Consider the following 20,307-nt stretch of genomic DNA (forward strand, 5'->3'; position numbering starts at 1 on the left):
GGGCAAGCGCAGACAAGGGGCGGACCCGCGCCGCCCCGCCACCCCGGGGAGCGGCATGGACTGGGATTACGCCATCATCGGCGGCGGGGTCGTCGGCCTGTCGGTCGCGTGGGGGCTGCTCAGGCGCGACCTGCGCGTCGCCGTTATCGACGGCGACGACGGGGCGTTCCGCGCGAGCCGGGGCAATTTCGGGCTGGTCTGGGTCCAGTCCAAGGGCATGAACGAGCCCCGCTATGCAAGGTGGTCGCAACGCTCGGCCGCCGCATGGGCGGGCTTCGCCGAGGAACTCGCCGAGCGCACCGGCCGGAGCGTCGGGCTGGAGCAGAACGGCGGCTACGACCTGCACTTCTCGGAGGAGACGCTCGCGGCGACCGTCGCCAAATACGAAGAACTGAAGGAAAGGCTCGACGGCGACTACCCGTTCGAGGTGCTCGGCCACAACGCGCTGCGCAAGGAGGAGCCCGCCATCGGGCCGACGGTCGTCGGCGCGATCCTCCACCACCAGGACGGGCACGCCAACCCGCTCAACCTGCTCATGGCGCTCGCCGACGATGTCCGCCGCATGGGCGGCCGGGTGCTGACCGGAAAGACGGTAACCGAGGTGACAAAACCCGACGGCTTCCGCGTCGCCTGCTCCGACGGCACGCAGGTCGCCGCCGGCAAGATCGTCCTGTCGGCCGGGCTGGGCGCGGCGCAGCTCGGGCCTCGGCTCGGCTTCCGCGCGCCGGTCCGGCCCCAGCGCGGGCAGGTGCTGATCACGGAAAAGCTGCCGAAGATGATCAACCGTCCCTCGCTGATCGCCCGGCAGGTGGACGAGGGCGGCATCCAGATCGGCGCCACCAACGAGGAGGTGGGCCTCGACGACGGCGTGACTCAGCCGGGCCTGTCGCACCTCGCCGCCGAGGCCATCGCCGCCTACCCGGCGCTCGCCAGGGCGCAGCTCGTCCGCAGCTGGGGGGCGCTGCGCGTCCTCTCGCCCGACGGGCTGCCGATCTACCAGGAGAGCGCCGAGATGCCGGGCGCCTATCTCGTCACCTGCCACAGCGGCATCACGCTGGCCGCCGCCCACGCCCTCACCCTGCCCGACTGGCTGGAGAGCACCGGCGCCGCGCCCGACCTGGAGGCCTTCAGTGAAGCCCGCTTCGCCGTTTCTTGAGCTGGACGAGGGGCCGCGCGTGCGCGTGGTCTTCGACGGCACGCCCCTCGATCTGCGCGCGGGCGCCAACCTCGCCGCCGCCCTGCTCGCCGCCGGCGTGCAGACGCTCCGCCACACCTCCGTCTCCGGCGCCCCGCGCGGGCCGTTCTGCATGATGGGCGCCTGCTACGACTGCCTCGTGGAGATCGACGGCGTGGTGCGGCAGGCCTGCATGACGGAGGTCGCCGAGGGCATGGAGATCGCGCGGCCGCGCGCCGGGGAGGCCGGACATGGCGCATAGCGACCTCGCGGTGGTCGGCGCAGGCCCCGCCGGCATGGCCGCCGCCGTCACCGCGGCCGAGGCGGGCCTCTCCGTCACCCTGCTCGACGAGCAGCCCCGCCCCGGCGGGCAGATCTACCGCGACGTGGACCGCGCCGCCGCCCGCCGTGGCGACATCCTCGGCGCGGACTTCACCGTGGGGGTGCGACTGACCGGCGCGCTCGCGCAGCCCGGCGTCGCCCATGTTCCGGGCGCCACCGTCTGGGCCATCGAGGCGGGCTGGCGCCTGCTCTACACGCGCGACGGGCGCGCCGCGGAGGTCACGGCCGACCGGGTGATCCTCGCCACCGGCGCGATGGAGCGGCCCATGCCGCTGCCGGGCTGGACGCTCCCGGGCGTGATGACGGCCGGAGCGGGGCAGATCCTGCTCAAGCAGTCGGGCCTCGTCCCCCGCGAAGCTGTGCTCGTGGGATGCGGGCCGCTGCTCTACCTCGTGGCCGCGCAGATGGTGCGGGCGGGCGTGCCGCCCCGCGCGCTCGTCGAGACGCAGACGAAAGCCGAACTGATCGCCGCTTTCCGGCATGCGGGAGGCGCCCTGCGCAACGGGCCCGCGCTCGCCAAGGGGCTGGGGCTGATCGCCGAGATCGCGGGCGCGGGCATCGACCGTCATACCGGAGCCACCGACATCGCCATCGATGGCGAGGGACAGGCCGAGGCCGTTCGCTTCCGCGCGGGCGGGCGGGTGCACCGCATCCCGGCGCGCACGGTGTTGCTGCACCACGGCGTCGTGCCCAACACGCAGGCCGCGCGATCGCTCGGGATCGCCCATCGCTGGGATCACGGCCAGCACTGCTTCGCGCCCGTTCTCGACGGCTGGGGCGAGACCGAGCGCGCCGGCCTCTTCATCGCCGGCGACGGCGCCGGGATCGCCGGGGCGAAGGCGGCCGAGGCCGCGGGGCGCCTCGCCGCGCTCCAGGCGGGGCGGCAGGCGGGGCGCCTCTCCCGCGGCCAGCGCGACCGCCAGGCGGCTCCGCTCCGCGCGGCGCTCTCCCGCGAGCGCGCGCTGCGGCCATTCCTGGACGCCGCCTACCCGCCCCATGCCCCTGCCCTGCGCCCCCCCGACGCGACCGTCGTGTGCCGCTGCGAGGAGGTGACGGCGGGCGACATCCGCCGTTACGCCACGCTGGGCTGCACCGGCCCCAATCAGGCCAAGGCGTTCGGCCGCGCCGGGATGGGCCCGTGCCAGGGCCGCTATTGCGGCCTGACGGTCACCGCCCTTCTTGCCGAGGCCAACCGTCAGAGCCCCGAGGCGACCGGCTACTACCGCATCCGCCCGCCCCTGAAACCCGTCACGCTGGGCGAGCTCGCCGCCATGGACGCCCCCGCGCGGGACGCCGCCGAATAGGAGACACGCATGATCGAACGGATCGATACCAGCCGCCGCATGAGCAGGATCGTCAAGCACAACGGGGTGGCATGGCTCTGCGGCCAGGTGGGCGACGGCGCGACCGTCACCGAGCAGACGCGCGACTGCCTCGCCCGCGTGGACGCCCTTCTCGCGCAGGCCGGCTCCTCCCGCGAGCGCCTCCTGCAGGCCGTCATCTGGCTGGCGGACATGTCCGACTTCGACGAAATGAACGCGGTATGGGACGCCTGGGTGCCGGAGGGGCACGCCCCGGCCCGCGCCTGCGGCGAGGCGCGCCTGGCCCGGCCCGAACTGAGGGTTGAGATCATCGTCACCGCCGCGTGCTGACAGGTGCGGCCGCGCGTTGCGGATGCCGTTCGCCGCGCCTGCGCCGCCGATACTCCTGAGCCCGGCAGCAGGCGAGCTCCCATGAGCCGCCGCCACCGCTCCATGCTTGCCGCCGAGGCGTCGGAGCCGACCCTGGCGACGCTGTCAGAGCACGACGCGCGTGTCTGTCCGTCGCCGGGACAGGTGCCCCGGCCCCAAGGACCCTCTGCGCGGGGATATCGCGGCTGCCTCCCGCACCCGCACGTGACTGACGATGCGTGGCGACGCCCGGATGACCACTCTCGTCGGCCGGTCCGGCGGGGGAGAGGGAGATGTCCGGGGCCGTCCTGACGCTCGGCAGAGGGATAGGCGGCCGGCGCCGGGGCTGCTCGAGGTCGCTGCGAAGAATCCGCGACAGGCGGCGCCTGGTCTGGCGATATTGACCGGGGTGGCCGGCTCTCGTATCGAGGCGAGGCCGGGTTCAGCGCGATGGCGTCGCGCCTCGGTCCGCCATCCCGATCCGTTCCCGTCCTGCACGCCCGGACGTCGCCCGCGCCGTCGGCCCGGGCCAGTCGCTGCGAGGTGCCCCGATGAAACAGAGCCAGGTTGCGGCATCTTCCGACCCTGCCGCCGGGCTCGGCGTGCAGTCGGGCATGATCCTGATGGCGCTGGCGATGCTGATGCTGCCCGTCGGAGACACCTTCGCCAAGCTGCTCACGGGCGTCATCGCGCCCGTCGAGGTGACGATGTGGCGGTTTCTGGCCCAGGCGCTCTGCCTCGTGCCGGTGGCGATCGTGCTGCGCGGGCGCCTGCGCGGCGCCATGTTCTCGCCGATCGTGGCATTGTCGGGCGCGCTGATCATGGCCACGCTGCTCTGCCTGATATCGGCCTTCTCCGTGATGCCGATCGCCACGGCCATCGCGATCTTTTTCGTCGAGCCGCTGATCCTGACCCTTCTCGCGGGTCCGCTGCTGGGCGAGCGGGTCGGTCCGCGCCGTCTGGCGGCGGTGGGGGTCGGCCTGATGGGGGCGATGATCGTGATCCGGCCGGGCTTCTCCGATTACGGCCCGGCCACGCTGCTGCCGCTCGTCGCGGCGCTGGCCTACGCGCTCAACATGATCGTGCTCCGGCACGCCTGCCGCGAGCGGTCCGGGCTGACCGTTCAATGCGGCGCGACGGTCTACGCCGCCGCCGGCATGGTCGTCCTCGTGGGTCTGCTGGGCTGGGCGGGGGTGCTCGAGGTGGCGCCCCTGTCCCGCCCGGTCTGGACGTGGGGCGCGGTTCTTGCCGCGGGGGCCTTCGCGGCCGCGAGCTTCGTGCTCATCGCGGAGGCCTTCCGCCGCGCCGAGGCGGGCGTGCTGGCTCCGTTCCAGTATCTCGAGATCCTGGGCGCCACCGCCGCCGGCTACGTCGTGTTCGGTGATTTCCCCGACGGCCTGACCTGGCTCGGGATCGCCGTCATCCTCGGCTCGGGTGGCTACGTCTTCCATCGCGAGCGCGCCCGCGCGGCGGATCTGCCCCGGCGGCGTCGCGCGCCCCGCTGACCGGCGACGTGCGCCGACCCCGGGCGGCGGGCCGCGCGATTGCACTGGCCGATGACGCAAATCGTTTGCCCGACGCAGCGTCACATGCCACGCTCGGAGCAAGGCGCGCGGACAGAACAGCGCCTTCACCTAGGGAGGACATCCATGAACCTGCGGCCCGATCCCACGTTCCACGCAACCCCGAAACTCGCCATGGAGGCGCCGGCCGAGACGCTGGCCTTCACCTTGATGCTCAGCCCCGACGGCGCGCAGCCCGACGGGCTGGCCATCGTCGACGTCGACCCGAAGTCGAAGACCTACGGCGAGATCGTCCACCAGGTGATCATGCCGAACACCGGCGACGAGTTCCACCATTTCGGCTGGAACGCGTGCTCCTCGGCGCTGTCGCCGCTGACCGGCCACGCCTTTCTGGAGCGGCGCTACCTGATCATCCCCGGCATCCGCTCGTCGCGGATCTACGTGATCGACGTGAAGGAACCGCTGGAGGCGAAGATCCACAAGATCATCGAGCCCGAGGAGGTCTTCGCCAAGACGGGCTATTCCCGCCCCCACACCATCCATTGCGGCCCCGAGGGCATCTACGTGTCCACCCTCGGCGGCGGCGGCCCCGACGGCACCGACGGCCCGCCAGGCATCTTCATCATGGATTGCGAGACATTCGAGATCCTTGGCCGCTACGAGATGGACCGGGGCAAGCAGGACAAGCACTACGACTTCTGGTGGAACCTGCCGCGCGACTACATGGTCAGCTCCGAATGGGGCCTGCCGCCGCAATTCGAGAACGGGATCGTGGCGGAGGATCTGCTCTCGAACAAGTACGGCCACTCGATCCATTTCTGGAACCTGCGCGAGCGGCGCAACGTCCAGACGATCGACCTCGGCGCGAACCACCAGATGGCGCTGGAGATCCGCCCCGCCCACGACCCGGCCAAGGATTATGGCTTCTGCGGCGTGGTGGTGGACACCACGAACCTGCAGGGCGCGATCTTCACCTGGTGGCGCAAGCCCGACGGCACGTTCGAGGCGAAGAAGACCGTCACGATCGACCCCCAGCCCGCCGCGGCCGACGACCTGCCGGAGTTGCTCAAGGGCTTCGAGGCGGTGCCACCGCTGGTGACCGACATCGACCTCAGCCTCGACGACCGGTTCCTCTACGTCTCCTGCTGGGGCACGGGCGAGATGCACCAGTACGACGTGACCGACCCGATGGCGCCGAAGCTCGTCGGCAAGGTGGAGATCGGCGGCATCGTGAAAAAGACGCCGCATCCCTCCGGCCGCCCCTTCGCCTACGGGCCGCAGATGGTCGAGATCAGCCGCGACGGCAAGCGCGTCTACTGGACCAACTCGCTCTATTCCACCTGGGACGACCAGTTCTACCCGGGCGACGAGGGCGGGCAGATGGTGATGGCGCATGTCGGCGATACCGGCGGGCTGACGCTGGCCGAGGACTTCTACCTCGAGTTTCCCGAGGGCTATCGCGCGCACCAGATCCGCCTCGAGGGGGGCGACTGCTCGACCGACAGCTTCTGCTACCCGTCCGTCTGACGGGTGGAGGGCGTGAGCACGGCGGCGGCCCTGTGGTGGGCCGTCGCCCTCTCGGGTGTCTATCACGGGGTCAACCCCGGCATGGGCTGGCCGCTCGCGGTGTCGGCGGCGCTGATGGAGAAGGGCCGGGGCCGCCTGCTCAAGGCGCTCGCCGCGCTGGCCGTCGGGCACCTTATCGCAATGGCCGCGATCCTGTTTCCGTTCTCGGCTCTCATGGTGCTGGCCGAGTGGCAGCACGAGATCCAGGTCGGCGCCTCGCTGCTGGTGATCGCGCTCGGCCTGTATCTGCTGGTCAACCGGCGCCATCCCCGCTTTCTCGCCCGCGTGCCCCCCTCGCGGCTGGCGCTCTGGTCGTTCCTCGCCGCGATGGCGCACGGGGCGGGGCTGATGCTGGTGCCGATCTATCTCGGCATCTGCCGCACCGTCGAGACCGATGCGGGCCACGCCGCCGCCGATACGCTCATGCGCGGCGACGCGACCATCGCCACCGCGGTTGCCGTGCTCCACACGCTGGCGATGACGCTCTCCGGCGGCCTTCTCGCCGCCGGCGTCTATGGCTGGCTCGGGCTGAAGTTCCTGTCGCGGAGCTGGTTCAACCTCGACATCGTCTGGGCGCTCAGCCTCGTGCTCGTCGGCGGGCTCTCGCTCTGGGCCGTGCACTGACGGAGACGTCTCCGGCTGGCTGCGCGCGCGGCTCGACGGGGCCGATCAGGCGCCCGCCCGGTCGTCGCCTCGCCCGACCACCGCGCCGTCGGAGAGAACGAGATCGGCGTTCCGGCTGCCATCGAGCACGCGGCGCGCGTTGACGAGGTCGTTCCCCCGCGCGCGGCGCCGGGCCTCATCCGGCGGCAGGCCGTGGCCGAGCCACCGCGCGACCAGCCGCGCCTCGAGCACGTCCATCGGCGGCGCGATCATCACCGTGACGTCGAAAAGCGGCGCGAGGTCGGCCCAGTCGCCATCGGCCAGCAGAAGGTAGTTGCCCTCGACGACCACCACCTCGGTTCCGGCGTGAAGCCGCCCCGCATCGGGCAGCGTGCGGTCTGCGGCCCGGTCGAAGAGCGGGTAGCGGAGGTCGCGGCCCGGCTCTCGGAGGTGCCGCACGAGGGCGACGAAGCCCACCGCGTCGAAGGTTTCCGGTGCGCCCTTGACCGCACGCAGGCCGCGCGCGTCGAGCTCGGCATTGTCGAGGTGGAAACCGTCCATCGGCACCAGCGCCGCGGTGGCGGCCGGCGGGGGGCCGGCGTTCAGACGCTCGACCACGGCAGCGGCCAGCGTCGACTTGCCCGATCCCGGCGGGCCGGCAATGCCCACGAGCAGGCGCTGCCCGCGCCCAGGCGCACGCTCGATGGCATCGAGGACAGCCCGGATGTGCAGCTCGGACACGCCCATTTCTCAGGCGGCGGCGAGATCGCCCGGCGTTCTCGCGCCCGTCATCAACGCGACCGCGTCGTTCATGGTGACCTCGCCCGGCCTGACCACGCAGAGCCTGCGGCCGAGGCGATGGACATGGATGCGATCGGCCACCTCGAAGACATGGGGCATGTTGTGGCTGATGAGGATGATCGGCACGCCCCGGTCCCTCACCGTGCGGATCAGGTCGAGCACGCGCTGGCTCTCCTTGACGCCGAGCGCGGCGGTGGGTTCGTCGAGGATCACGACGCGAGAGCCGAAGGCGGCGGCGCGGGCCACGGCCACGCCCTGCCGCTGGCCGCCCGACAGCGTCTCGACCGTCTGGTTGATGTTCTGGATGGTCATCAGGCCGAGCTCCGACAGCTTGTCGCGGGCGATGCGGCTCATCTCCCGCTTGTCGAGCTGGCGGAACCAGCGGCCCATCACCCCCTGCTTGCGGATCTCGCGGCCCATGAACATGTTGTCGGCGATCGACAGGGCGGGCGACAGGGCGAGCGTCTGGTAGACCGTCTCGATCCCGGCCTCGCGCGCCTCGATGGGCGAGGCGAAGCGGACGGGCCGCCCCTCCAGCCGGATCTCGCCCGCGTCGGGCTGCAGCGCGCCCGAGAACGCCTTGATCATGGTCGACTTGCCGGCGCCGTTGTCGCCGATCACGGCCTGGATCTCGCCCGGATAGAGGTCGAAGTCGCAGCGATCCATCGCGACGACCCGGCCGAACCGCTTGGTCAGGCCCCGGGCGGTGAGGATCGGCTCGGGGTCGTCGGTCACTGGCTGGCCCTCCGGATGCGCTGGTCGACGGCGACCGCGGCGATGATGAGCACACCGATCAGGAGGTAGGTCCACTGCACGTCGGCCCCCAGCAGGCGCAGGCCGAGGGTGAACACGCCGACGATGAGCGCCCCGAACAGCGTGCCCGCGACCGAGCCGCGCCCGCCGAAGAGCGAGATGCCCCCGATCACCACCGCGGTGATCGACTCGATGTTGGCGAGCTGCCCCGCCTGCGGCGAGACCGAGCCGATGCGCCCGATCAGCGCCCATCCGGCGAAAGCGCAGATCAGCCCGCCAAGCGCGTAGACCGAGATCAGGGTGCGGCGCACGTTGACGCCCGAGAGCTCGGCCGCCTCCTTGTCGTCGCCCACGGCGTAGACGTGGCGGCCCCAGGCGGTCTGGCTGAGCACGTAGGCGAGAAGGGCCACCAGAACGAGGAGCAGGATCACCCCGTAGGTGAACACGGCCCCGCCGATCTCGATCGTGCGCCCGAAGAACTGCAGCAGCGGCGCCTGCTCGGCGATGTCCTGGCTGCGGATGACCTCGGAGCCGGAATAGAGGAAATTGGCGGCGAGCACGATCTGCCACATCCCCAGCGTGACGATGAAGGGCGGCAGCTTCCAGTCGGCCACGAGCCAGCCGCTGATCGTGCCGCAGAGCAGCCCGCAGAGCAGCCCGCAGAACACGCCGAGCGCGGGGGGCAGGCCGAGATCCATGGTGAACTTGCCCATAACGACCGACGACAGGATCATCACCGCGCCCACCGACAGGTCGATGCCAGCGGTCAGGATCACCAGCGACTGCGCCGAGGCGACGATGCCGATGATCGCCACCTGCTGCAGGATCAGCGTCAGCGCGAAGGGCGAGAAGAAGCGGTCGCCCAGAAGGATGCCGAAGATCGCGATGGCGACCAGCAGGACGAACAGTGGCACAAGCGCCGGCGCGGCGTAGAAGACATGGGCGATGCGGCGCCCGATGCTCTCGGTGGTCTCGAACGAGGCCACCCCCTCGCCGGGCCGGGCGCCGTCAGCCTCGCGGCTCGCGTCCTGCATCTCGCGCTCCTCCCTCGCGCTGCGGGCGGCCCGGGGCGCGCGGCCGGCGCGCGCCCCGGACGGTGTCGGGGGCGAGGCGGGTCAGCCCCAGCAGAGCTCGAGGCCCTCTTCGACCGTGAGCTGGTCCATCCCCTCGACCGGCGCGTCGGTCACGAGGCCCACGCCGGTGTCGAAGAAGTCCTTGCCTTCGGTCGCCTCGGGCACCTCCCCGTTCTCGGCGTAGGTGGCCACGGCCTCGACGCCGAGCGCTGCCATCCGCAGCGGGTATTGCTGGGCGGTCGCGCCGATCACGCCGGCGGCCACGTCCTCGACGCCGGGGCAGCCGCCGTCGACCGAGACGATCAGCACGTCGTCTTCCTTGCCGAACGAGCGCAGCGCCTCGTAGGCGCCGGCCGCGGCGGGCTCGTTGATGGTGTAGACCACGTTGATGTCGGGGTCGATCGCCAGCAGGTTCTCCATCCCCTCTCGGCCGCCCTCGGCGTTGCCGCTCGACAGTTCCTGCCCCGAGATGCGCGGATCGTCCTCGTCGCCCCAGCGGTTCGGGTCGCCGATGTCGACGCCGAAGCCGGTCAGGAAGCCCTGGTTGCGCAGCACGCCGACGGTAGGCTGGCTGACATTGATGTTGAGCAGGCCGATCTTCGCGTCCGAGGTGTCGCCCATCGTCTTGGCGGCCCATTCGCCGATAAGGCGGCCGGCCTCGAAATTGTCGGTGGCGAAGGTCATGTCGGCCGCGTCGATCGGGTCGAGCGGCGTGTCGAGCGCGATCACGAGCGTGCCGGCCTCGCGGGCCTGCTCTACGACCGAGGTGATCGCCTTGGTGTCGGAGGCCACCAGCAGGATGCCGTCGACATCGGCGGCCATGCAGGTCTCGATGGCGGCGACCTGGGTCTCGTGGTCGCCGTCGAACTTGCCGGCGAAGGAGCGCAGCTCCACCCCCAGCTCGGCGGCCTTGGCGAAGGCGCCCTCGGCCATCTTGACGAAGAACGGGTTGGTCGCGTCCTTGGTGATCAGGCACACGCTCTGTGCCGTTGCCGCGCCGGCCCCGGCCGCGGTGGCCGCCAGACCGATCAGTCCCGCTTTCAAGAGTTTCATGGTCTCCTCCCTCGGTAGGTCGCCCCGGACCGGGCCTCCTTAATTCATAGGGAAGTATTTATCGAGACGATTAGCCCATGGGCAGAGGCGCTGCCTGCGCCCCGCCTTGCCGCCCCGACGCCTCCTCCCCGACGCATCGCGCTGCTGGAACGGTAGGCAGGCCGGACGAAACGAGTCAATAAAAACTTTCGGATGAATTAATTTCTCGCTCAAGCCCCGCTTGTGCGACCGTCTGCGCCCCCCTACCCTTCTGCCGCGGGCCCGCTGGCGTCGCCACTCGAACGGCGATGCTGCGCGCTGGCGCGGGCGGGGTGGAAACGCAGGCGGGATGGACATGCGCGACCGGGACGACCTGCTGCGATCGACGCCGATCAAGGGGTCGAACCAGACCAAGGTGCGCGGCTACAACGAGCGGCTCGTCCTTCACCTGATCCGCACGTACGGCGCGTTGACCAAGGCCGAAGCGACCCGCGCAACCGGCCTGTCGCCCAATGCCGTCTCGATGATCTTCCGGGCGCTCGAGGCCGACGGCCTTCTTCTGCGCGACGATCCGATCCGGGGCCGGGTGGGCCAGCCCTCGGTGCCGATCCGGCTCAACCCCGCGGCGCGGCACTACCTCGGCTTCAAGATTGGCCGGCGCAGCTTCGACCTCGCGGTGGTCGATTTCGCGGGCCGCATGGTGGCGCGGCGCACCGCGAGCCACGCCTACCCGACGCCCGCGACGGCGCGCGGCTTCCTGCATGCCAACCTGCGTCCGCTGCTGCGCTCGGCGAAGCTGAAGGCGGCGCAGATCGACGGCACCGGAATCGCGATGCCCTCGGAGCTCTGGCACTGGACCGGCGAGTTCGGCGCTCCGAGGGCGGAGATGGAAGCGTGGCGCGGCTTCGACGTCGAGGCCGAGCTGAGCCCCCTGCTGCCGGGCCCCGTCGCGGTCGAGAACGACGGCACCGCGGCCTGCAGGGCCGAGCTCGTCTTCGGTCCGGTGTCGCGCTGGCACGACGTCATCTACTTTTTCGTGGGCACCTTCATCGGCGGCGGCATCATGCTCAACGGCAGCGTCTATCCGGGCCGCAGCGGCAATTCCGGCGGCTTCGGCCCCCTGCGTATCCCCGACGAGCCCGGCGGCACGCGGCTGGTCGATCACGCCTCGCTGGCCGTGCTGGAGCGCCTCGTCGCCGCCGATGGCCGCGACCCCGCCCTGCCGCAGGGCGAGGACTGGAGCGCGCTCGAGCCGGTCCTGTCGGACTGGATCGCGCGCGCCGCACGGAGCCTCGCCCACGCGGTGGTCTCCACGCTTTCGGTGATCGACTTCGAGGCGGTGGTGATCGACGGCGCCCTGCCCGGAGACGTGCGCGACCGGCTGGTGCGGGCGGTCGGGGCAGAGCTCGACCTGCTCGATCTCCAGGGCGTCGGACGGCCCGACCTCGGCCCCGGGCACCTCGGCGATGCGGCGCGCGTGCTGGGCGCGGCCGCCTACCGGATCTCGACCGACTGCATGATCGACCAGAACACGCCGTGGTAGCCGCCCGCTCCGCCGGCCAGGCCCGTCACGCCGGGCGCCGGCAAGCGGCGGCCGCCGGCGCAAGCGTCGAGAGGCGCGGCACCGGGGCGGGCGATGCCGTCGCCCCCCTATGGACTGATGCATCACCGCCCCTCGACACGGTGCGCCTTCGAGGGAAGATGGGCACCTGTTCCACGCGATCGCGGGCACGCGTTCCGGGTCAGGGTCTGAATTTCGGAGGAGGCGCTTTCGCATGCTGTCCCCCGCGAGTTCGAGCCCGTGAGCGGTATGGAAGGAGCGGTCGAGGATGGCGGCGGCGGGGGTCGGGTCGCCGATGACCTCGTGCCCGGCTTCGACCGGGAGCTGGCTGGTGACGATGGTGGCCTTGCGGCCGTGTCGGTCCTCGAGGATCTCGCGGCGTTCGACGGATGTGAGTGGGGCGAGGCCCCAGTCGTCGAGGATCAGCAGGTCCAGGGCCTCCGCCAGCTCGATCTCCATGCGGATGAGCGCGTCGATCACCCCGTCCAGTTGTCGTTCCTCGAGCATGTCCGCTCCGACCGCCTCGACCGGTCCGATGAGGTCGTCGGTGAAGCGCGCCGCGATCGCGGCGCGCCGCCGTCGCTCCTCGAGGAGGTGCGTTCGCAGCGAAAGCGCCCAAAACGACTTTCTGCAGATTCTTTCGAGGGACCCCGCCACCCGGTGGCGGAACACGACAGTCGCGCCGCGGCAGAGCAGGTAGGTCGTGCCCCTCGGGCTGCGGCAAGTCCACTCTGCTGCGCATGATCGCCGGGCTCGGGGAGACCACCGAGGGCCGCATCAGGATCGGGGCGCGCGAAGTCACGCGCGTCGACGCGGCCGACCGGTGGGTGGCTGAGGTAGGGCGCGGAACGGCCGCCCCCCAGCCGGGAGGTCCGGGATACCGGGCCGGACCGTCCGTGGCGACGAATGCACCGACGCCTCGTGCGCCCGGTCTGCATGCAGTCGCCTTGCACCTGCGACGAGCGGGACCGGGAAGGTCATGGCGTCCACCGTCGGGCCGGCCGCAGCCGCCATCTTCCGGCTTCGACCCCCAGTCGCCCGGAGCCGTGCGCCCCGGGCGGGAGGCAGGCGGCAGCTCCGTTTCCGCCTCGGCTCCGCGAGCCAACACGACGAACGCGCCTACCGGGGCAGCGCCGAGCAATGCGCGCCGCCGGATGCCAGGCCAGACCCGAGCGCCAGCGCCGGCGGAGCGCGATAGGGGTCGAGCTCGGCCGTCGCCGTGTCGAAGACGGCGAGCGCGAGCAGGAACGCCGCGGCGAGGGCGGCCGTGACACGCCTCGTCATCGCCGTGCCTCGAGGCCGACGAGCGGGCGCAGCCGCAGGCCCAGGGCCGAGCCGGCGAGCGCCGCGGCAAACCAGGCCCAGCCGTGCAGGCTGCCGGTGGAAATGCCCGAGAAGAAGGCGCCGACGTTGCAGCCGAACGCGAGGCGCGAAGAATAGCCCATGGCGAGCCCGGCCACCATCACGGCGATCCACGCACGGACGGGTAGGCGTGGCAGCCGCTCCGACAGGCCGCCCGCACGCCATGTCGCCACCACGAGCGCGCCCGCGATGATGCCGATATTGGTCAGCGAGGTCACATCGGTGAAGAGGCTCGCCTCGACCCGCGCGGCATTGGCAGGGGCCGACCAGAAGGCCGAGCCCGACAGGTCGGCACCGAGTGCCGCGGCGCCCTTTGCCGCCCAGAGCCCGAGACCGTAGACCACGCCCCAGGGCTGACCGGACACGACGAGGTTGGCGAGGGCGAGCAGAGCGACGGCGACCGCCGCGATCACCAGGCGGCGGGGGATGCGTCGCGCTTCGGGGGGCGCGAGCGCCAGAAGCACCGCCGCCACGACGCCCAGGGCCGCCAGCGTCGCGAGCAGCCCGGTGGTGCCTCCGAGCGCGACGACCGGCAGGGTTCCCAGCTCCGTCCACCAGAGCAGGTGTGTCGCGCCGAGGAAGCTGCCAACGGCGAAGAACGGCAGGGCGAGAAGGCCCACGGGGTTGCCCGAGCCGGCATTGACCAGCGTGCCAGACCCGCAGCCCAGCACGACCTGCATCGCCGCGCCGAAGACGAACGCCCCACCGACCATCGCCCATCCGACCGGAGCATGTGCGCCCACGATCTCGCCGCCCCCGGAAGAGACCAGCGGGATCGCCACCGCCGCCACCAGCGCGATCGCCAGCAGTTGAGCCAGAACGCCGGCCGGCTCGCGCCGCAGCAGCAGAGCGCGCCACGGCCCCGCGAAGCCGAACCGCAGCCCCTCGAGCGCAATCCCGAAGCCCAGGCCGATCGCAAGCAGCACTCCGTAGCGCGCCCCGGCGAACAGCGCGACGGCGAACACGGCGAGCAGCGCAGCCCCGGCGAGTGCAGCTCGGCGCAGGTGCGGGGCGGCTTGCGCTCCGCCATCGAAGGTCGTCTCTGCCATGGCGTGCCCCTCAGAAGATCCCGCGCACCTGGTTCATCAGGTTGCGAAACAGCCCCGGCGTGTTGGCCATCTCATGGCCGGCATTGGAGTAACCCACCATGGACTCGGGGTAGAGCCTGACGCCGTCGATCCCGGCGAGTTCGGACAGCGCGAACCAGTTCGTCGCGGCCCAGTGGCCGGTATTGCAGAACGAGACCAGCGTTTCCGCGCCGACGAGACCCTCGGCTTCGGCCAGTCGTCGCGCGCTGTCCGCGTTCACGATGGCAGGCCCATCGGAGAACCACCCGGCATGCTCGAAATATCTCGATTGAGGCAGGGTGCCGGGGCGGGCCGCCGCGGCATGAGAGCGGTTGCCTTCCCAGAATGCCTGCGGTCTGGCGTCGAGCAGCAGGGCGTCTGCTTCGCCTCCGACGATGGCTGCCACGTCTTCGGTCGTCGCGAGCCAGTCGTCGGAAAACGTCAGCTCGAACTCGGACGGAACGACCTCGGCCACCTGCGTGCTCATCGGCAGGCCGGCGAGACGCCACGCTTTCGCGCCGCCGTTCAGGATGGCGAGCTGGCTGACGCCCGAGGATTTCAGCGTCCAGTAGACACGCGCGGCGGCCCCGAAGTCGGAGTCGCTGGCGCCCTCGTGCACCACGACGACCGGCCGCTCCCGCGTCACGCCCAGCGACCGAAGGGTTGCTTCCAGGTCGTCCTCGGGAACGAGCCGCCCCGGGTTTTCGGAAGGGCCGCGAAAGAGAGAATAGGGCGCGTGCACCGCGCCGGGGATGTGCCCGGCTTCGTAGGCGTCGCCGCGAATGTCGAGCACGAGCGGCGCGGTGTCCGACAGCCTGCGGTCCAGCTCGACAGGGGTGAGCAGCGGGCCGAACCCCTGCTGGGCGGCTGCCGCGACTGCGAGGCCGAAGCTGAGCGCCGTTGCAAGAGAGAGAACCTTCATCGTCTCGTCCTCCTGAGGTGACGTTGCATTTCCCTTAGCATTCGCGAGCGGCCGTGTCGCGACAAGGCGCCGTGAGCCTGCCGCGACCTCGGCTCGGCGAAGGCCCGTCTGCGCCGGGCCGCCTGCGCGAGAATGCCTGTCCATGCGGCGGGGGCGTCGCTCGTCGCGCATCCTCCCGGGCGTGCGAGACGCGGGCGATCCTCCTTATTCGCATCGGGATCAAGGGTGCGCCTGCCGGTCGCTTCGCTGGTGCCTCAGCGCGGGTCCGTCCCGGTCTCAGAGCCAGGAGAGCGCTGGAGAAAGCCCGAAAGCCCGAAAGCCCATAGGGCAAGGGGCGCGGGCGAGACGGCAACGGCGAACGTCGCCACCATCGCGACCGGCTGAAACACGCGGCTGAAGCCGGCGGAGAGGGCGATTCCGCCGCCGATCAGCGCATTGCGAGAAAGATTCACGAGCAGGGCGATGAAAAGGTAGCGGTAGCGCGAGGTGAGCGGGCGCAGACAGCCGGGCGCGCGCTGCTGGAGCAGGTCCAGCCTGCCACGACGACCCAGCGGTTCGAGAGCGTCAAGCAGCATGCAGGCTCGCCGAAGACCCAGATCGGCCAGCGTGCGGCGCACGCCGCCATGCGGCATCCACTCGCCCGCGGCGAAGGCCAGGCAAAGCCCCGCGCGCGTCGCGAGATACACGAACGGCGCGATGGACGGGCCCTGCAGCACGAGCAGGGAAAGCTGTAAATCCCGGAGACAAAATGAGCCACGGAAGCGGTCGGATGCTCTGACCGCCGCGGAGTAAAATTCCGCCACCCTTGCGCCTGAGGCGAACGAACTGAAGGCGGGGAGATGTACTCTGTGGAACTTTATGCGCGTGTGCGACGAGCGTGCCATGTCGATGGTCTGAGCGAACGCGCGGCGGCCCGGCTGTTCGGGATCGACCGGAAGACGGTGTCGAAGATCCTGAAGCACCCGGTGCCCCCTTGGATACCGCCGGTCGAAGCCGCCGGCGCGGCCGAAGCTTGACCCGTTCATTCCGATCATCGACCAGATCCTCGAGGCGGACCGGGCGCTGCCGAGGAAGCAGCGGCACACGTCACAGCGGATCTTCGAGCGGTTGCGCGAGGGCGAGCCATCGTGTCGCCATGCGTTCGGGACCGTTGGCGAGCGGGTTCAACGGGGGCATCACCATCGTCACCGACTACGTCCGGGATCCGCGACGGGTTCGGCATGCGGTGGGCGCTGCTCGGGCCCCTCGAGGCCGTTCACCTGAACGCCCCAGGCGGCATGGACGACTACTTCACGCGCTACCGGGCGACGTTCGACGGATTCTGCCCTGACGGCACGTGCCTCGACGACCTGCTGACGCCGCAGACGCGTGCGGCGCTGCAGGAGTACTGCCTCGCCGAAACGCCCCTGTCGAAGGCGAAGGCGCGCCGCGACGACGCGCTCGCGGCCCTGCGCGCGTGACCGCGGCATCGAACGCATCGCAGGCCCGGGCTGAGACCTCCCGCTTCGCCTGCGCCTCCGTCGGCCTTCACGGCTAGCGCACCCCCGTCGCGGCGCCCGGCCCAGGCGCGGCCCTCGGGCCGAGGGGCAGCCCCCCGGACCCCTCCCGGAGTATTTCAGCCGAGAAGATGGAGCGCGGGCGGCGCCTCGGTTCGTTCAGTAATCCGGCGTGACGGAACGGCCCTCGCGGCGGGAGCGGTCGCAGGCCAGCGCGATGGCGAGGGCGGCGCGGCCGTCGGCTTGGGTGGGCTGCGGGGCCCGGCCCTCTTCCAGCGCCTGCCGGAAGGTGTCCAGCGCGATGCCGAACGAGTCGTCATAGCGTTCGAGAAAGAGGGCGTCTTCCTGATGATGTCCTTCTTCAAGGCGATCCCGAAGGACATCGAGGAGGCCGCGCGGCTCGACGGCGTCGGCTGGCTGCGGATCTTCTGGTACGTCATGCTGCCGCTCGCGCGGCCGGCGATGATGACGCTTGCGATCCTGACCTTCCTCTACGCCTGGAACGACTATCTCTGGCCGCTCGTCTCGGCCCAGCAGCGGGAATATTTCACGATCACGCTGGGTCTGGCGAGTATCCAGTCGAATTTCGCGCAATCCGAAGGCTTGGGCCGGGTGATGGCCTCGGGCGTGATCGCCTCGCTGCCCGTCGTCCTGCTGTTCCTGATTTTCCAGCGATACGTCGTGCAGGCGATGACCGCCGGCGGCAGCAAGGGCTGAGCGCGAGCGAACCGACAGACGACATGCAAACGGGAGGGAAACCGATGAAACACATCCTGATCGGGGCCGCGCTCGCCGCCGGCCTGACCACGGGGGCGACGGCGCAGGAGATCACGCTCGGCCGCTTCTTCGGCGCCTGCGAGGACGCGGGCACCGACACCAAGGCGAGCGTCGGCGAGGCCTGCATCATCCAGTCGATCATCAACGCCGCCGACGCAGAGATCGAGGGCGTGACGGTGAACACGCTGCCCACCGACTGGGGCAACTACTACGACCAGATCAAGGCGGCCTATGCCGGTGGCACGCCGCCCGACGTGCACGTGATGCACCGCCACCGCGTGCCGGAATTCGCCGGGATCGGCGCGCTGGCCGACCTGTCGGGCGACCTCGAGACGGTCGGCATCGACCCCTCCGACTGGACGGAGAGCGCGCGTGACGCCGTCACCTACGAGGGCGGCATCTACGGCGTGCCGATGGACCTGCACGCAAACCTCTGGCACGTGAACATGGATATCATGGAAGAGGCGGGGCTGGTGCAGGACGGCGCACCCGTTCTGCCCTCCTCGCCCGAGGAGCTCCTCGCGCACGCACAGCAGGTGAAGGACGCGACCGGCCACGATTATCTCGCCGCCGATTTCGCGCAGTTCCCAATCGGGGTGCGGCTCGTGCTGGCGTTGATGTGGCAGCAGGGCGCCAACATCTTCACCGAGGACGGCACGGCGACCATAGACACCGACGAAGCGCGCAACGCCGTCACCGCGATCACGCAGCTCTTCGACGCGGGGCTGGCCGACCCGCAGCTCAACTACGCCGACAGCCAGCAGGCGTTCTTGAACGGCGAGGCGGCAGTGCTGGTCAACGGCACCTGGGTGGTCGACTTCTACACCGCCGAGGCCGCGAAGGAGGAGACGGGCCTCGACCGCTACTACGTCGCCGACTTTCCCACATTGTTCGACGAGGGCGCGACCTGGGCCGACACGCACATGTGGGCCATCCCCTCGCCGCTGAAGTCCGACGAAGACAAGTACATGGCCGCGCTCGAGGTGCTGGCCTTCATCGACGCGCACAACGTCGACTGGGCGCGCACGGGCCACATGGCGGTGCGCACCTCGGTGCTGGAGAGCGAGGAATACAACGACCTCCCCCACCGCGACGAATACACCGGCACCGCGCAGATCGCGCGCGACACCCCGCCCTCGGAGCGCTACGGCGCCATCCAGGACGTGCTCAACCGCGAGCTTCAGGCGATCTGGCTGACCGGCAAGCCGGTGGGCGACGCGCTCGCGGATGCGGAGCTCGAGGTGCAGGACCTGCTCGACCGCTGACACAGGCGCTCCCGCGCCGCGCCGCCGGCGCGGGGGCCGCCCCAGGGAGACGCCCCATGGAACGCTGGAGCGAAGCCGACGCGAACGCCTGGTGGGCGGCGCGCCCGTGGATCTGCGGGGTCAACTTCCTGCCCTCATCGGCGGTGAACTTCCTCGAGATGTGGCGGGCCGAGACCTTCGATCGCGTTACCATCGAGCGCGAGCTCGGCTGGGCGGCCGAGATCGGCTACAACGCCATCCGCGTGAACCCGCACTTCCTGGTCTGGAAGCACGATCGCGGCGGCCTGCTCGATCGGCTCGACTGGCTGATCGGCGTGGCCGACGCCCATGGCATCGCCACCATCCCCTGCCTGTTCGACGATTGCGGCTTCGGCGGGGCCGAGCCCGTCTGGGGCCCCCAATCGGAGCCTGTGCCGGGCGTCCACAACAGCCGCGCCGTGGCGAGCCCCGGGCGGGAGGCCGTGATGGACCGCACGCAATGGCCCGACTTCCAGGACTACGTGCGCGGCGTCGTCCGTGCCTTTCGCGCCGACGCCCGGATCCCGTTCTGGGATGTCTACAACGAGCCCGGCAACCGCATGCAGTTCGGCCCCGGCGGCTATTCCCGCTTCGAGGGCGACCTGGAGCCGCACGCTCAGGCGCTGATGGAGGCAGCCTTCCGCTGGATGCGCGAGGAAAACCCAGAGCAGCCGCTGACCGTCGGCGCGTGGTCGACGCCTGTGCCGAGGGACGTCGACCACGTGAATCCATACCAGACCGCGATCGACCGCAGCGCGCTGCTCCATTCCGACATCGTGACGTTCCACGCCTATTGGCGCGCCTCGCGTGTGGCGCGCTTCATCGACTACCTGTCGGTTCTCGACCGCCCGATGCTGTGCACCGAATGGATGGCACGCGCCGTCGACAGCCGCATCGAGGACCAGCTTCACATGTTCCACGATCGCGGCGTCGGCTGCATCCAGTGGGGCCTCGTGCGCGGCCGCAGCCAGACGCACCTGCCCTGGCCTTCTGCCCTCGTGGAGGCGCATGGCGGCCATCCCGACCGGTCGATCTGGTTTCACGACGTGCTGCACGAGGACGGGCGCCCCTATGCGCCCCACGAGATCGACACGGTCCGGTCGCTGACGCGGCGGGCGCACGACCCCGGACAGGAGGGAATGAGGACATGACCGGCGTCACACTGGACAACGTGATCAAGCGCTTCGGCGAGGCGCAGGTGATCCACGAGGTCGACCTGGCCGTCGAGGACGGCGAGTTCTGCGTCTTCGTCGGGCCCTCGGGCTGCGGCAAGTCCACTCTGCTGCGCATGATCGCCGGGCT

21 protein-coding genes and 2 pseudogenes are annotated in these 20,307 nt (G+C 70.7%); 14 read left to right on the plus strand and 9 right to left on the minus strand.

What is annotated here, in order from left to right:
* Positions 1–55: 55 nt before the first annotated feature.
* The 7 genes from DLJ49_RS15625 (at position 56) to DLJ49_RS15655 (ending at position 6,899) form a co-directional block, all read left to right on the plus strand.
* On the plus strand, positions 56–1,156 hold the full coding sequence (locus tag DLJ49_RS15625; RefSeq protein ID WP_115394487.1) for an NAD(P)/FAD-dependent oxidoreductase: 1,101 nt from the start codon (positions 56–58) through the stop codon (positions 1,154–1,156).
* Complete coding sequence (locus DLJ49_RS15630; protein WP_115394488.1) at positions 1,131–1,436, plus strand: (2Fe-2S)-binding protein; 306 nt, start codon at positions 1,131–1,133, stop codon at positions 1,434–1,436. Before DLJ49_RS15625 ends, DLJ49_RS15630 begins: the two co-directional genes overlap by 26 nt.
* Positions 1,426–2,820, plus strand: coding sequence for an FAD/NAD(P)-dependent oxidoreductase (locus DLJ49_RS15635; protein WP_115394489.1), 1,395 nt, complete (start codon positions 1,426–1,428; stop codon positions 2,818–2,820). Before DLJ49_RS15630 ends, DLJ49_RS15635 begins: the two co-directional genes overlap by 11 nt.
* A gap of 9 nt (positions 2,821–2,829) precedes the next feature.
* Positions 2,830–3,168 carry a RidA family protein gene (locus tag DLJ49_RS15640; RefSeq protein WP_115394490.1) on the plus strand — a complete coding sequence of 113 codons (339 nt, stop codon included), beginning with the start codon at positions 2,830–2,832 and terminating at the stop codon, positions 3,166–3,168.
* Positions 3,169–3,737: 569 nt separating this feature from the next.
* On the plus strand, positions 3,738–4,691 hold the full coding sequence (locus DLJ49_RS15645) for a DMT family transporter (RefSeq protein WP_233489073.1): 954 nt from the start codon (positions 3,738–3,740) through the stop codon (positions 4,689–4,691).
* A gap of 144 nt (positions 4,692–4,835) precedes the next feature.
* Positions 4,836–6,236, plus strand: a complete 1,401-nt coding sequence (locus tag DLJ49_RS15650) for a selenium-binding protein SBP56-related protein (RefSeq protein WP_115394491.1) — start codon at positions 4,836–4,838, stop codon at positions 6,234–6,236.
* A gap of 3 nt (positions 6,237–6,239) precedes the next feature.
* Positions 6,240–6,899, plus strand: coding sequence for a hypothetical protein (locus DLJ49_RS15655; RefSeq protein ID WP_115394492.1), 660 nt, complete (start codon positions 6,240–6,242; stop codon positions 6,897–6,899).
* A 45-nt stretch (positions 6,900–6,944) separates the two neighbouring features.
* Here DLJ49_RS15655 and DLJ49_RS15660 read toward each other — a convergent pair whose 3' ends face one another.
* The 4 genes from DLJ49_RS15660 to DLJ49_RS15675 all read right to left on the minus strand — a co-directional run bounded on the left by DLJ49_RS15660 (position 6,945) and on the right by DLJ49_RS15675 (position 10,558).
* A complete protein-coding gene (locus tag DLJ49_RS15660) occupies positions 6,945–7,619 on the minus strand; it encodes a nucleoside/nucleotide kinase family protein (RefSeq protein ID WP_369932592.1) in 675 nt (224 codons plus the stop codon).
* A gap of 9 nt (positions 7,620–7,628) precedes the next feature.
* Positions 7,629–8,345 (minus strand): ATP-binding cassette domain-containing protein, encoded by a 717-nt coding sequence (locus tag DLJ49_RS15665; RefSeq protein ID WP_115394510.1) that lies wholly within the window; start codon positions 8,343–8,345, stop codon positions 7,629–7,631.
* A 65-nt stretch (positions 8,346–8,410) separates the two neighbouring features.
* Positions 8,411–9,466, minus strand: a complete 1,056-nt coding sequence (locus DLJ49_RS15670) for an ABC transporter permease (RefSeq protein WP_115394494.1) — start codon at positions 9,464–9,466, stop codon at positions 8,411–8,413.
* An 81-nt stretch (positions 9,467–9,547) separates the two neighbouring features.
* Positions 9,548–10,558 carry a sugar ABC transporter substrate-binding protein gene (locus tag DLJ49_RS15675; RefSeq protein WP_115394495.1) on the minus strand — a complete coding sequence of 337 codons (1,011 nt, stop codon included), beginning with the start codon at positions 10,556–10,558 and terminating at the stop codon, positions 9,548–9,550.
* A 334-nt stretch (positions 10,559–10,892) separates the two neighbouring features.
* On the opposite strand from DLJ49_RS15675, the gene DLJ49_RS15680 reads away from it, so the two are divergent.
* Positions 10,893–12,080: an ROK family transcriptional regulator gene (locus DLJ49_RS15680; protein WP_233489075.1), complete on the plus strand. Its 1,188-nt coding sequence runs from the start codon at positions 10,893–10,895 to the stop codon at positions 12,078–12,080.
* A 201-nt stretch (positions 12,081–12,281) separates the two neighbouring features.
* On the opposite strand, the pseudogene DLJ49_RS15685 reads toward DLJ49_RS15680, so the two are convergent.
* Positions 12,282–12,530: pseudogene (locus DLJ49_RS15685) on the minus strand (ATP-binding protein); the annotation flags it as partial.
* Positions 12,531–12,805: 275 nt separating this feature from the next.
* On the opposite strand from DLJ49_RS15685, the pseudogene DLJ49_RS15690 reads away from it, so the two are divergent.
* Positions 12,806–12,937, plus strand: a pseudogene (locus tag DLJ49_RS15690) (ATP-binding cassette domain-containing protein); the annotation flags it as partial.
* Between the two features lie 280 nt (positions 12,938–13,217).
* Here the strand turns inward: DLJ49_RS15690 and DLJ49_RS22155 are convergent.
* The 4 genes from DLJ49_RS22155 to DLJ49_RS21470 form a co-directional block, all read right to left on the minus strand.
* Entirely contained in the window at positions 13,218–13,382 is a 165-nt protein-coding gene (locus DLJ49_RS22155; RefSeq protein ID WP_199533390.1) for a hypothetical protein, read from the minus strand.
* Positions 13,379–14,509 carry a YeeE/YedE thiosulfate transporter family protein gene (locus tag DLJ49_RS15695; protein ID WP_115394497.1) on the minus strand — a complete coding sequence of 377 codons (1,131 nt, stop codon included), beginning with the start codon at positions 14,507–14,509 and terminating at the stop codon, positions 13,379–13,381. The genes DLJ49_RS22155 and DLJ49_RS15695 overlap by 4 nt, the downstream gene beginning before the upstream one ends.
* A 10-nt stretch (positions 14,510–14,519) precedes the next feature.
* On the minus strand, positions 14,520–15,449 hold the full coding sequence (locus DLJ49_RS15700; protein ID WP_115394498.1) for a sulfurtransferase: 930 nt from the start codon (positions 15,447–15,449) through the stop codon (positions 14,520–14,522).
* A 254-nt stretch (positions 15,450–15,703) separates the two neighbouring features.
* Positions 15,704–16,483 (minus strand): hypothetical protein, encoded by a 780-nt coding sequence (locus tag DLJ49_RS21470; RefSeq protein ID WP_147277324.1) that lies wholly within the window; start codon positions 16,481–16,483, stop codon positions 15,704–15,706.
* A gap of 243 nt (positions 16,484–16,726) precedes the next feature.
* On the opposite strand from DLJ49_RS21470, the gene DLJ49_RS15710 reads away from it, so the two are divergent.
* From DLJ49_RS15710 to DLJ49_RS15730, 5 genes are all read left to right on the plus strand, one after another.
* Positions 16,727–16,909, plus strand: coding sequence for a hypothetical protein (locus DLJ49_RS15710; RefSeq protein WP_158547486.1), 183 nt, complete (start codon positions 16,727–16,729; stop codon positions 16,907–16,909).
* Positions 16,910–17,293: 384 nt separating this feature from the next.
* Entirely contained in the window at positions 17,294–17,662 is a 369-nt protein-coding gene (locus DLJ49_RS15715) for a carbohydrate ABC transporter permease (RefSeq protein WP_115394511.1), read from the plus strand.
* A 44-nt stretch (positions 17,663–17,706) separates the two neighbouring features.
* The gene (locus DLJ49_RS15720; protein WP_115394501.1) at positions 17,707–18,987 is read left to right on the plus strand and encodes an extracellular solute-binding protein; all 1,281 of its coding nucleotides are present in this window, start codon (positions 17,707–17,709) and stop codon (positions 18,985–18,987) included.
* A gap of 56 nt (positions 18,988–19,043) precedes the next feature.
* Positions 19,044–20,156 (plus strand): glycoside hydrolase 5 family protein, encoded by a 1,113-nt coding sequence (locus DLJ49_RS15725; protein ID WP_115394502.1) that lies wholly within the window; start codon positions 19,044–19,046, stop codon positions 20,154–20,156.
* Positions 20,153–20,307, plus strand: a 155-nt coding sequence (locus DLJ49_RS15730; RefSeq protein ID WP_147277325.1) for an ATP-binding cassette domain-containing protein, incomplete at its 3' end; no start/stop codon positions are given. The genes DLJ49_RS15725 and DLJ49_RS15730, both read left to right, overlap by 4 nt.

The organism is Rhodovulum sp. 12E13 (genome assembly GCF_003340565.1).
Classification (GTDB): domain Bacteria; phylum Pseudomonadota; class Alphaproteobacteria; order Rhodobacterales; family Rhodobacteraceae; genus HLUCCA09.

Bases quoted from the DNA above. Each gene is read 5' to 3' on its own strand.
- DLJ49_RS15625 (WP_115394487.1), top strand. From the start codon at position 56: ATGGACTGGGATTACGCCATCATCGGCGGCGGGGTCGTCGGCCTGTCG.
- DLJ49_RS15635 (WP_115394489.1), top strand. From the start codon at position 1,426: ATGGCGCATAGCGACCTCGCGGTGGTCGGCGCAGGCCCCGCCGGCATG.
- DLJ49_RS15640 (WP_115394490.1), top strand. From the start codon at position 2,830: ATGATCGAACGGATCGATACCAGCCGCCGCATGAGCAGGATCGTCAAG.
- DLJ49_RS15645 (WP_233489073.1), top strand. From the start codon at position 3,738: ATGAAACAGAGCCAGGTTGCGGCATCTTCCGACCCTGCCGCCGGGCTC.
- DLJ49_RS15650 (WP_115394491.1), top strand. From the start codon at position 4,836: ATGAACCTGCGGCCCGATCCCACGTTCCACGCAACCCCGAAACTCGCC.
- DLJ49_RS15665 (WP_115394510.1), bottom strand. From the start codon at position 8,345: ATGGATCGCTGCGACTTCGACCTCTATCCGGGCGAGATCCAGGCCGTG.
- DLJ49_RS15670 (WP_115394494.1), bottom strand. From the start codon at position 9,466: ATGCAGGACGCGAGCCGCGAGGCTGACGGCGCCCGGCCCGGCGAGGGG.
- DLJ49_RS15675 (WP_115394495.1), bottom strand. From the start codon at position 10,558: ATGAAACTCTTGAAAGCGGGACTGATCGGTCTGGCGGCCACCGCGGCC.
- DLJ49_RS15680 (WP_233489075.1), top strand. From the start codon at position 10,893: ATGCGCGACCGGGACGACCTGCTGCGATCGACGCCGATCAAGGGGTCG.
- DLJ49_RS22155 (WP_199533390.1), bottom strand. From the start codon at position 13,382: ATGACGAGGCGTGTCACGGCCGCCCTCGCCGCGGCGTTCCTGCTCGCG.
- DLJ49_RS15695 (WP_115394497.1), bottom strand. From the start codon at position 14,509: ATGGCAGAGACGACCTTCGATGGCGGAGCGCAAGCCGCCCCGCACCTG.
- DLJ49_RS15700 (WP_115394498.1), bottom strand. From the start codon at position 15,449: ATGAAGGTTCTCTCTCTTGCAACGGCGCTCAGCTTCGGCCTCGCAGTC.
- DLJ49_RS21470 (WP_147277324.1), bottom strand. From the start codon at position 16,483: ATGATCGGAATGAACGGGTCAAGCTTCGGCCGCGCCGGCGGCTTCGAC.
- DLJ49_RS15710 (WP_158547486.1), top strand. From the start codon at position 16,727: ATGGACGACTACTTCACGCGCTACCGGGCGACGTTCGACGGATTCTGC.
- DLJ49_RS15715 (WP_115394511.1), top strand. From the start codon at position 17,294: ATGATGTCCTTCTTCAAGGCGATCCCGAAGGACATCGAGGAGGCCGCG.
- DLJ49_RS15720 (WP_115394501.1), top strand. From the start codon at position 17,707: ATGAAACACATCCTGATCGGGGCCGCGCTCGCCGCCGGCCTGACCACG.
- DLJ49_RS15725 (WP_115394502.1), top strand. From the start codon at position 19,044: ATGGAACGCTGGAGCGAAGCCGACGCGAACGCCTGGTGGGCGGCGCGC.